Source organism: Chitinophaga sp., assembly GCF_036569125.1.
GTDB lineage: Bacteria > Bacteroidota > Bacteroidia > Chitinophagales > Chitinophagaceae > Chitinophaga.
Window position 1 is genome coordinate 1 of the sequence record NZ_DATCRF010000321.1, and the last position, 11,607, is coordinate 11,607.

8 protein-coding genes and 2 tRNA genes are annotated in these 11,607 nt (G+C 49.5%); 3 read left to right on the forward strand and 7 right to left on the reverse strand.

Annotated features, from left to right (window positions below; all coding sequences use genetic code 11):
• The coding region (locus tag VIM87_RS12005; RefSeq protein WP_331997225.1) for a hypothetical protein at positions 1–551 on the forward strand (551 nt) is incomplete at its 5' end.
• Between the two features lie 72 nt (positions 552–623).
• Here the strand turns inward: VIM87_RS12005 and VIM87_RS12010 are convergent.
• Both VIM87_RS12010 and VIM87_RS12015 read right to left on the reverse strand, forming a co-directional pair.
• A tRNA-Pro gene (locus VIM87_RS12010) sits at positions 624–698 on the reverse strand.
• A 40-nt stretch (positions 699–738) separates the two neighbouring features.
• Positions 739–827, reverse strand: a tRNA-Ser gene (locus VIM87_RS12015).
• A 147-nt stretch (positions 828–974) separates the two neighbouring features.
• On the opposite strand from VIM87_RS12015, the gene VIM87_RS12020 reads away from it, so the two are divergent.
• Positions 975–2,621: a M28 family metallopeptidase gene (locus tag VIM87_RS12020; RefSeq protein WP_331997226.1), complete on the forward strand. Its 1,647-nt coding sequence runs from the start codon at positions 975–977 to the stop codon at positions 2,619–2,621.
• Between the two features lie 74 nt (positions 2,622–2,695).
• On the opposite strand, the gene VIM87_RS12025 is transcribed toward VIM87_RS12020, so the two are convergent.
• On the reverse strand, positions 2,696–3,259 hold the full coding sequence (locus VIM87_RS12025; protein WP_331997227.1) for a hypothetical protein: 564 nt from the start codon (positions 3,257–3,259) through the stop codon (positions 2,696–2,698).
• A gap of 317 nt (positions 3,260–3,576) precedes the next feature.
• On the opposite strand from VIM87_RS12025, the gene VIM87_RS12030 reads away from it, so the two are divergent.
• The gene (locus VIM87_RS12030) at positions 3,577–4,653 is read left to right on the forward strand and encodes a fatty acid desaturase (RefSeq protein WP_331997228.1); all 1,077 of its coding nucleotides are present in this window, start codon (positions 3,577–3,579) and stop codon (positions 4,651–4,653) included.
• A gap of 93 nt (positions 4,654–4,746) precedes the next feature.
• Here VIM87_RS12030 and VIM87_RS12035 read toward each other — a convergent pair whose 3' ends face one another.
• The 4 genes from VIM87_RS12035 to VIM87_RS12050 all read right to left on the reverse strand — a co-directional run.
• Positions 4,747–6,378, reverse strand: a complete 1,632-nt coding sequence (locus tag VIM87_RS12035) for a SusD/RagB family nutrient-binding outer membrane lipoprotein (protein ID WP_331997229.1) — start codon at positions 6,376–6,378, stop codon at positions 4,747–4,749.
• 14 nt (positions 6,379–6,392) lie between these two features.
• Entirely contained in the window at positions 6,393–9,692 is a 3,300-nt protein-coding gene (locus VIM87_RS12040; protein ID WP_331997230.1) for a SusC/RagA family TonB-linked outer membrane protein, read from the reverse strand.
• A 250-nt stretch (positions 9,693–9,942) separates the two neighbouring features.
• Positions 9,943–11,130 carry a FecR family protein gene (locus tag VIM87_RS12045; protein ID WP_331997231.1) on the reverse strand — a complete coding sequence of 396 codons (1,188 nt, stop codon included), beginning with the start codon at positions 11,128–11,130 and terminating at the stop codon, positions 9,943–9,945.
• Positions 11,131–11,300: 170 nt separating this feature from the next.
• Positions 11,301–11,607: RNA polymerase sigma factor (locus tag VIM87_RS12050; protein WP_331997232.1), on the reverse strand; the 307-nt coding region annotated here is incomplete at its 5' end.

Here is an 11,607-nt window from a genome sequence, read left to right on the forward strand (position 1 = left end):
AGGTAGCGCTAAGCGGAAATATAACGGAAATTGAACCAGGGGAACTTCGTGAGCTTCAGCTGAGTGAACAAGGGCAACTGGCCCGTGAAATCCTTTTAAATGACCTGAAGATATTGGAAGCTCATGGCGCATCGCCAATCCTTAATGTAATCAAACACTATGACCGGGATGATACATTTTTCCCAACCGATGTTTATTCATTTCACGTAGATCGCTCTCCCATACCGGTTGATACCTTTTTATGTACCTACTATGGCGAGTCCAGTGAAATATTGCCAAATTCACAAGGCCAAAAGAAAGTGCTTATTCCGGAAATACGTGATGAGCTCAAAAAGCTCTATCATGGAGCAGAGGAAGGTTTTGAATCATTCTTAAGTGAACATTCCTTTGATCTGCACTATGAAGCGAAGCCTGATGCACGGCCAATAAGCTTAGGTGTTGGTAACCTATGGAGGTTGGCGGTTGATCATCCTGAAAGTAAAGTTCTTCCCTGTATTCATCGGGCACCAAGGGAAAAATCGGGGCAGAATAGGTTGTTGATGATTTGTTGAAGGCAGATCCCAATCGGGACGTTACAACATAAAAAAACCGCACCATTTACGATGCGGTCTAATTACTTCCAGTCGGGGCGGCAAGATTCGAACTTGCGACCTCCTGCTCCCAAAGCAGGCGCGATAACCGGGCTACGCTACGCCCCGAACCCTTAAAAAAAGCTTGAGAGCCCTCTCAAACTTTCCGCGGTGAGGGAGGGATTCGAACCCTCGGTACAGTGTTACCCGTACGACGGTTTAGCAAACCGTTCCTTTCGGCCACTCAGGCACCTCACCATCCCCTTTGTTGGGGGTTGCAAAAATAGGAATTATTTAGAATTATCCAAAAGCATTTGCATTTTTTGCAATCACACCGCTCAAAAATCAGTACAATAAGGCCATTCACTTATAATTATTTATTTTTAGCAGCTAAATACTCCTTTCATGCAAACCTGCTATCGTCTGCTTTTGATAGCTGCCCTTGCCCTCGGCGCCTGTAACCGGCCCGGCAAAAATGCGGCAGCCCTCGAAGACTCTACTGCATTCAAAGCCATTACCGAAGAAGGTTTCCGTCAGCACCTGAACGTACTGGCAGCCGATTCCTTTGAAGGCAGAAAGCCCTTCACCACCGGTGAAGAAAAAACTATCCGCTACCTCGAAACACAATTTAAACAACTGGGCCTGCAGCCCGGTAACGGTAACAGCTATGTGCAGGAAGTACCAATGGTGGAGATCACCTCCGAACCAGCCGGCCCCCTGGTATTTAAAGGCAAGGGCGGACAGCTCTCCCTTAAATACCTGGACGATTACGTAGCCACTACCCGCCGTGTAACACCTAAAGTGCAGCTGAACAACAGTGAGCTGGTATTTGCCGGTTATGGCATTGTAGCGCCGGAATATAACTGGAATGATTATGCCGGCCTGGATGTAAAAGGCAAAACCGTGGTGGTGCTGGTAAATGATCCCGGATTTGCAGATACTGCGCTGTTCAAAGGCCACACCATGACCTACTACGGCCGCTGGACCTATAAATATGAAGAAGCCGCCCGCCAGGGTGCTGCCGGCGTTATTATTATCCATGACACCGCCCCGGCCAGCTACCCCTGGGCCGTGGTGAGGAGCGGCTGGTCCGGCGCTAAGCTGTACCTGCAAACGGAAGATAATGATATGTCGCGCGCTGGTATGGAAGGCTGGATCACACTGGATGCCGCCAAGAAGTTATTCCAGCTGGCCGGTGTATCTGATACGCTGATGCAAAGCGCGCGTAAACCGGGCTTTAAGCCGGTGCCCCTGCCGGTAACCGCCTCTGTGACGATCAACAACAAGCTCAAAAAATCTACCTCTCATAATGTGCTGGCCGTATGGCCCGGCGCTACCAAACCGCAGGAATATATTATTTACTCCGCCCACTGGGATCACCTGGGTATTGGAGAAGCCATCAAAGGCGACTCCATTTACAACGGCGCGGCCGACAATGCTACCGGCACCGTAGCCCTGCTGGAAATTGCCAAAGCCTTTATCAGCCTGCAGCAACGCCCGGCCCGCTCTATTCTGTTCATCGCCCTTACCGGCGAAGAGCAGGGGCTGTTAGGCTCAGAATATTACGCCTCACACCCGGTATATCCGAAAGACAGCACCGTGGCTGATATTAACATGGATGTACTGAACACTTACGGCCGCACCAAAGACCTCACCATTGTAGGATTAGGTCAGTCAGAGCTGGATGATTATGCGGAACGTGCTGCCGCCAAACAGGGACGCACCATTTCCCCGGATGAAAACCCTTCTGCCGGTCACTTCTTCCGTTCAGACCATTTCAATTTTGCAAAAGTGGGTATCCCCGCCCTGTATGCAGGCAGCGGCACACAGTCGCTGGAACATGATACGGCCTGGGCCAAAACGAAGATAGAGGAGTATGGGCGCGACCGCTACCACTCTCCTTTTGACCAGGTAGACAGCACCTGGGAATACTCGGGCATGGTGGAAGATGCGCAGCTGCTATTTGATGTAGGCCACACCTTAAGTAATGAAACTACTTTCCCGGCATGGAAACAGGGTTCTGAATTTAAAGCCGCCAGGGAGAAGAAATAACGGGATAAGAACTAATAAATAAAAAGGGGCTGTATCGATACAGCCCCTTTTTTATTGAATATACTTCATGGAAATTAATCCAGGCGCAGGTTTGCGTTCTGAGTAAATGACACCGGTATCCAGATGGAATAACCCACCAGGGTTTCCCCGGTCCGCGTAACATATTCTCCAAACTTAATCGCGCCGTTCTTGTAAACGATATGTTCCCAGGTTACGGTATGGTCGCCGGTAGGCGCCGGGTAATGATCAATATACTTTAAAGAAGTTTTCTCGTTATTGAGCCATTCCCAGTTAAACTGAACGGTATAACCATCCGCATTGTAATGGGTACCGGTGCCATCTGCACGGAAAGTCAGTGTTTGAATAGCCAGGCTTTCAGTATTGCTGGATCCGCCTCTCAGGTAATAGCTGATGTTGCCGTTATTTCTTACCCACCTTGATTCCTGTGTTTTCCAGGCAGTAGAAGTAAGAATGGCAGTGGTCATCGCCGTGTCTTTAAGCTGCAGGGTGTCGGTAATACGTACGGTGTCGCGAACAATGAGGGTATCGGTATTTTCCTTGGAACAGGAGGATACACTCACCTGAAGAGAGGCCAACGCGACAATGGCTACTACGGGTAACGCTGATAAAAATTTCATTGGTAAGGGTATTTATTTTGAAGGACAAAAATAGAATATTTTACGTATTAAGTCTATTTTTTTCATATATATTGTATTTTGAGTAATAAGCATCCCGAATAAATGGCTAATTGCTGAAGGCGTTAAAGCCACCGGGTACTTAATGTTGTTCTTAAGGAAGAGGCCGAGTAACCCTCTAACACGGATTTAACGTTTCTTATGCAATTTATCCTGTGTAATACGTTATCTTGTTAGAACTTGGAATAAGCGAACTAAAGAGTTGGAGATATGCGAACCTACAACTTGCCTATACCTTTTAACCAGTTTTAATAATCAGCATGAAAGCATTTACACTGTTAACAGACCCGGTGTATGTAAAACCGGATCGGGAGTACAACCGCCTGCAAAAATTTTTCAGATCACTTATTAAGGATGAACGGGACCTGCCGTTTGTCTATCTCACCATCCGTATTACCCTTACTTTAATACCGCTGGCGATCTTATTGTACATACCCGGTGTAAATAACTGGATCTGGTGGACGGCCGCAGTTGCCTACCTGGTGCTCAATAATCTTATCCTGAAAGGTCCCTATATACTGATGCTGCATTGCACCAGCCACCGCGCTTTTTTTGAACGCAAATACAATTGGTTAAATCATTACCTGCCCTGGGTGCTGGGGCCCTTTTTTGGACAAAGTCCTGAAACTTATTATAGCCATCATATCGGCATGCATCACCCGGAAAATAATATGCCGGATGATGACAGCTGTACCATGTTCTTTCAACGGGATTCCCTGCGGGGTTTTGCAAAATATTTCGGCAGCTTCTTTTTTGCCGGCATCTTTCACCTGGCCAGCTATTTTATCCGTAAGAACCGTAAGAACCTGCTGAAACGTGCGGTAAGGGGCGAGATCCTGTTCATTGCCATGTGCGTAGGATTATGCTTTATGAACTGGCCGGCCACCCTGGTGGTATTTATCATTCCCTTTGCCTTTTCCCGTGTGGTAATGATGATGGGTAACTGGGCGCAGCATGCTTTTATTTGCGCCAGTGAGCCGGATAATCCATATAAGAACAGTATTACCTGTATTAATTCCACTTACAACCGCCAGTGCTGGAATGATGGTTACCATATTGGCCACCACCTGAAACCTTCTATGCACTGGACAGACTATCCGCATAACTTCCGCCAGAACCTGGATGTTTATGTGGCTAACGACGCCGTAGTGTTTGAGGGTATTGACTATATGCAGATCTTTCTTTTCCTGATGCTGAAACGTTACGATCTGCTGGCTAAACATTTTGTGAACATCGGTAACCGTTATAATTCAGATGCGGAAGTGATCTCCTTCCTGAAACAGCGCACCCGCCGGTTCCCTGCCATGGCTGTAACCAGCAAAGCAGCCGTAGCCTGATCATAATACAACTTTCTATAAACGTAAAAGCACCCGGCAAGCCGGGTGCTTTTTTTTGCATGGTTTCCTCTTAACAATTGATCGTATAAAAAACTAGAAATTTCCTTTATTCACATCCCACCACAGCCGGGTGCCGCCATTATCCAGGCCGCCCAGCAGCTGAATGCCCTTGTTCAGCTCTGTTCTGTTGGTATTGTATTCATTCTGCGGGTAAGGTAAGCGGCGCACCTGTATATCGGTATCAATGGTACCACCGCTGTTATTATTTACTACCGTAAACAGTTTGGGATAACCTGTACGGCGAAACTCTGTCCAGGCTTCCTGCCCTTCCGGGAACATCGCGATCCATTTCTGCGTCATAATGCGTTCCAGCTTTTGTTCGTTGGTAGCAGCCTCGCTCCACTGGATGGTAATATCAGAAGGCGCAGCTGCATTGTTAGCCGCATTCTTCGGATCTGTATAACCGGCTGGTTTTGCAGTGTTGTTATTGATGTAAGCAGCATCCGTTACCCCCCACTGTGCCAGGGAGGTATTGATCCCCTGCTCATACAACGACTGTGCGCTACCGGCGGTATTGGACCAGCCGCGCAGGGCAGCCTCCGCACGCAGGAAATATACTTCTGCAGCAGTCATCAGCTGCACCGGCGTAGTTAAGGTAAAAGAAGGTGAGCTGCCATCCTTAAAGTTAAGGGTAGAATAAGTCTGGTAGGCCGGCTTATTAACGGTGCTGCCTATACGGATCCCTTTATACTGTACCGGGAAGCTGGCGTCAGTTGACTTGTCCATGTAACGGCCAATACGCGGGTCGTTATAACCGGACATATAACTCTGGATAGACGCGCCAATATTAATATCCGTCCAGTTCATGGCAATAAACACCAGCGGGTTACTGAAACCAGCGCCGGAAACCTTCACTTTCATGATACCGTCATTATCCGTGATCACGCCGCCTTCAGCAGGGTTCAGGGCTTTTTCTGCCTGCGCCCTGGCCGTAGTAGGATCGATCTTCACAATATGCATGGCCAAACGCAGGCGCAGGGAGTTGGCAAACTGCAGCCAGCGGTTAAAATCGCCATTATACACCAGGTCCATGGGTGCAAATTCAAAAGGCAGCTTTTGCCCGCTGCTGATCCAGGATCTCAGCGCAGCAGTAGCAGCATCCAGCTCTGTGAAAAAGCTGTTGTAAATAGCTTGCTGGCTATCATATGCCACACCGGATTTAGCGGTGCCGGCCTGGCTGTAAGGCAAAGGACCATAAATATCTGTGGCCCGGCCCATAGCCATGATCTTCACGATCTGCGCTACCGCAAATACAGCCGGATAATCTTTATCCACGCCCATGCCCTGCAGCTTGCTTACGTAAGACAATACATCCAGGTACACTACTTTAAACGGTTCACCATTCCAGCTGGTCATCATAAAATAGTTCAGATTCGTATTGCCGCCGAACGCGTTGGCCGACATCATATAACCTGAAAAACAATCCGCGTTCAGGTTCTGCTGCAGCTGGTAAGAGTTGGGATCACCACCGCCGGAGAAGTTGATCACCGCCATCTGCTCATGCGTCATAAGGGAGGTGAGGTTGGTATTTACGCCGGTATTATCCGTATTATACCTTTCAAAGTTCTTGGTACAGGCGCTGGCGCCGGTTAAGATCACCCCTGTCATAAACAGTAACCTGTATAACCGGGAGGATTTGTATATATTATTGTTAGTACGTTTCATGTTGAATCAGTTTTTTAGAAAGAGGCATTTAAAGACAGACCAAAACTGCGGGTTGCCGGCGGCATAAAAATGTCTACCCCTGCCAGGCCATTACCGGTTGACATAGTTACTTCCGGGTCAAACGGCGCCTTTTTGGAGAAGTAAGCCAGGTTACGGCCTACCAGCCCTACTTTCAGACCTTTGACAAAATGGGGCTTTACCGGGATGGCATAGTTCAACGCTACTTCACGCAGGCGCACCACGGTAGCGCTGTAAATGTATTCGCTGGATACGCCGGTACGGCCGCCTGTTACAGCATACCAGCTCTGCGCATCTACTACGCTCACGGCTTTACCGGTTGGGTCTACCCCGTTCACCTGTACACCGCCTGCATTCCGTGCATCACCGCTGGCTTTGGACACGCCATACTGGTCCATCATGGCCTGTGTTACAGACAATACCTGCCCGCCAAATTTGCCATCTATCAGAAACCCTAAAGAAAAATTACCGTAAGTAATGTTGTTGTTCCAGCCCAGCTGCCATTTGGTGTTGGCGTTACCCAGGTACACCAGGTCGCCGCCCTGCACAATGGGTTTGCCGTTTGCATCTATCATTACACGTCCCTGCGCATCGCGCTGTAAGGTGGTGCCATAAATATCCCCGTAAGAGCCGCCTTTGGCAAACTGGGATGCATAGCTGGTGCCGGACTGGCCGCTCAGCGTAAAGTAAGGCACGCGGTCGTCCAGGGAAATTACTTTGTTATCGTTCACAGAGTAGTTCAGCGCAGTGTTCCATTTCAGCTTGCTGCTGCTGATCACATCATAACCGATGGATACTTCTACCCCTTTGTTCTGGATATTACCGGCATTAATGTAAAAGCTGTTGTAGTAAGTAGCCTGGCTGGCAGAGATCTCCAGCGTCTGGTTCTTGGTATTGGTCTTATAATAGGTAGCATCTACATTCAAACGGTTGTTGAAGAAACGCCACTCTGTACCCAGTTCCAGCGAGTTCGTAAGCTCCGGCTTCAGCGTGGTAAAGGGCGCTTTGGTGTTGTTAATTACACCGCCACCGGCGCCAATCGTATAGGCGGCGGGGTTACTCATATATGCGTCTGGAGAATTACCTACCTGCGCAAACGAACCTCTTACCTTGGCATAGCTGATAGCCTGCGGTAAGGTAAGCACCTGGCTCAGTATAAAGTTCAAACCTACAGAGGGATAGAAGTAGCTCATATCCGGTGTGTAGGAAAGGTTAGATGCCCAGTCGTTACGGGCTGTCAGATCCAGGTATACCCAATCATTATAGGAGATGTTGGCACTGGCGAACACGGATTGCCACTGACTGTGCTTTTCCTGCATGGTAGCAGAGTTCAGCGGGTTTAATACCTTAAAGTTCTGCAGGGTGAACACGTTGGGCAGGTACAATCCATCCTGGCCGGAAGCATAATAGTTACCGGTAGTTTTTACATCCCGCACACTGGTACCTACCAGGCCTGTTACCTTGAACTTATTAACAGGGAAGTTGAAGTTGGCGATCAGGTCACCATACTGCTGGGTGTTTACGCCATTGCGGTAATTGTAAGCGCCGTTCACCGGTGCAATTACATTGCTGGTGCCGTCATACAGCTTCTGCTCGTAAATATCATTGATGCGGTCTATGCTTCCTCTGGCCTGGATATTCAGCCAGGGTTTTACATCATATTTTACACTGGCATTCATCAGCACCCGGTTACGGGTCAGTGAATTGGTATTGCGGTTAACGATCCACCAGGGATTCTGCTGGATATCTTCCGGGAAGCCCCAGTTCTGTGTGGGCCGGTTGGTAGCGGCATTCAGCTGCTCAAAGCCATTTTTATACGGGAGTATATCTACACCCCGTGGGAACAGGTACAGGCCCGTTAAAGGATTGGTGTAAAAACCTGCAGTGGGCGTGTTGTCTATGGTTTGCGTTACATAGTTCACATCTCCTTCCACCGTCAGCTTATTATCGAAGAAGTGACCGGTTTCCTTGAAGGTGATGTTATTACGTCCCAGCTTATTGCCCGGCTCAATGCCTTTGGCGCTGGTGTTGGCGTAAGAGAAATAGGTTTGCGCTTTATCCGTACCTACAGAGAGGTTCACGGAGTTGGTCCAGTTCTGGCCGGTCTGGTAAAAATCATCCAGGTTATCGTGGCCGCCGTTGGAAATTTTATCGCCCCAGCTTTGGGTAGGCGTACCGGGTGTTTGCCCGTAGCTGTTCTGGAACTCCGGTTTAGTAGCCACTTTGTCAATGGTGTATACTGAAGATACATTCACCTGCAAACGGCCTGCCTTGCCGCTTTTGGTGGTAATGAGGATCACACCATTGGCGCCCTGGCTGCCGTATAATGCCGCTGCAGAAGCACCTTTCAGCACGGAAATGCTTTCAATATCCTCCGGGTTCAGATTAGAGATGGGATCCCCCCCATCATAGGAAGTACCACCGCCATAAGAGCTGTTCGGCTGGTTGGTGGTAGTATTGTTCATAGGCACCCCATCGATCACATACAATGCCTGGTTGCTTTGCAGGCCCGATTTGTTACCGCGCAAAATTACCTTGGCAGAACCACCCACGCCGGAGGAGCTGGAGGAGATGTTTAACCCGGCCACCTTACCATTCAGGGTATTTACCAGGTTAGATGTTTTTACCTTGGTAAGCTCACTGCCATTTACCTGCTGGGTAGCATAGGTAACAGACCTTTCGGATCTTTTAACCCCCAGGGCTGTTACCACTACTACATCTTTCAGCTTGTTCACCGCCTGTTTGAGAGTAACGGTGATGTTTACGGTTTCATTGTTCACTGTTAGCTGCTGTTCCTGCGGCTCATACCCCAAAAAAGAGATGGCCAGGGTATAAGTGCCGGGGGCTATATTGGCAATGGTAAAGGAGCCGTCTGCGCCGGTTTGCGCACCACGTTTTATCTCCTTCAGGTATACTACGGCGCCGAACAGGGGTTGCCCGCTTTCATCTTTTACGGTGCCCTGTACGGTCTGGGGCGGCGGTGGTGTAACGGCGGCCCCGCCGGGCTTTGCGCGGATAATAATGATCTTACCGGCTACCTCGTAGGTGAGTGGTAAACCTTTGAGGCAGGTGGTCAGCACTTCATCAACCGACGCTTCTTTTACATTAATATCAATATTCCTTGTCTGCTTGATCAGGTTATTATCGTACAGGAGGGAAAAGCCGCTCTGGGCCTGGATGTCGGCAAACACCTTGCTCAGCGGTACGTTCTTTGCGGCCAGGGTGATCTTTTGTGAGTATCCCTTAGCACTGATCTGTAAAATGCCAACCAATAAAAAAAGTGTGGTCAATTTCATAACAAGAATGAGGTTGGTGGCTGCAAAATGTCGCCTGGGCGGCACTTTACAATGTACCCGTAGTTTCATAACTTTGTTTGGTTTGGTTAATTAAAGTTGTTCAACGCATCTTTGTAGTTATTCCAAACGCCCGCCGGGAGTGTTCGCTGCACTTCCGGTTTCTTTTTGGAAAACCCTGTTTATTTAAGTTTTCGATACACGTGTTTGTTTGCTATGTGTTATTATTGTCCCTTATCTGTGATTATTATAATTAGCTCATTATTATTAGGCGGTTGCCTTCCATACGATAGTGCACCCCGCTGCCTTCCAGCGCTTTTAAAACATCGGCCAGGTATACGTTCCGGGCTATTTTGCCTACAAATTCATAATCTTTTACGGGGCCTTCGTACACCACTTCCAGGCCGTACCAGCGGGCGATCTGCCGCATCAGTGTGGGCAGGTCGGCTTTATTGAACTGGAAATAACCGTTCTTCCAGGCCATGGCCTGCTCCAGATCCGCTTCCTTTACCAGGTTCATATTCCCGTTCTTTTGCAGGCGGGCCTGCTGCCCCGGGGCCAGTAATACGGAAGCTGCGCCTTTGCTCATTTTCACAGCGCCTTCCAGTAAAGTGGTGCGTACATCTGTTTCATCGCTATAGGCGTTCACGTTAAAGTGAGTACCTAATACTTCTACTACTGCGTCGTTCACCTTTACCCGGAAAGGGAGGGCTTTATTATGCGCTATTTCAAAATACCCTTCCCCATGCAGCTCCACGCTGCGCTCGTCACCGCTAAAATGGTTGGGAAAACGTAGGGAGGAGGCGGCATTCAGCCATACCTTGCTGCCATCCGGCAGGGTCAGCTGGTATTGGCCGCCGGCAGGGGTGCTAATGGTGTTAAAAACCGCCTCGCTGCCGTTGCTGGCAGCGGGCGGGGTATAAGCCAGTTGTCCGTTATTCAGTTTTATAATGCGGGTGCTGCCCTGCTGCGCCAGCACGCCATTCTGCGCGCTGTCCAGCACAATGGTGCTGCCGTCTGCCAGGGTAAGCATGGCCCGGTTACCGCCGGGTGCATGTACCTGCGGCGCGGCTGCTTTAGGTACTACCTGCGCAAGGGGTTGCGGGGCGGGCTTACGTAACCAGTAAAAAGCACCGGCCCCCAGCAATACCAGCACGGCAGCAGCGGCTGCTAATCTTTTCAGATATACTACGCCACGGCGGCGTACAGGCGCCGCTCCTTCATCCAGCGCATCCAGCCGGCTTTCCAGCCTGTATGCAAATTCCGGGGAAATGGGCGGGAACGCCTTAAACTCCACCGGCACATCACACTGCTGTAATACAGCATCGAACTCCGCCGGGGTAGTTTGCTGCAGCCAGGCGCTTACCTGTGCGGCTTCTTCCGGCGAGGCAACGCCCCGGGCATACTTTTCCAGTAATAATATAATTGTCGGCTGGTCCATGGGTAGTTTCTGCTATACAGGAGTAAAGACGCACTCCTGTCTCAAATGGACACCCCGAAGTGAAAGTTTTTTTGAAAATTTTTTAAGTGCCTGATTACCAGGTAAGATCAGCCCTTACAAACGGCAGGCAGGAAGCAATAATGCCAGTACCGGGCCGCTAAAGCCTTTTCTTACTCCAAATGCAGCTGCTGTTTAATAAAATGGATGGAGGCATACAGGTGTTTCTTCACCGCCGAGCGGGAAATATGGAAGGCAGCGGCTATTTCATTGAGGGACATGCTTTGCTGCGTGCGCATAAAAAAGATCAGCTGCCTGCGTTTGGGGAGCTTAGTGATGGCGTCCATGGCGGCACGCTCATACTCCTTATAAATAAGGTCCCCTTCTGCCGTAGTACCGGCTTGCTCCTGGCCGGCGCTGAGCTCCTGCACCGCTTTCTGGCGGGTGGCCTGCTGCCGGGTACGGTCCAGTAGCTTGTTC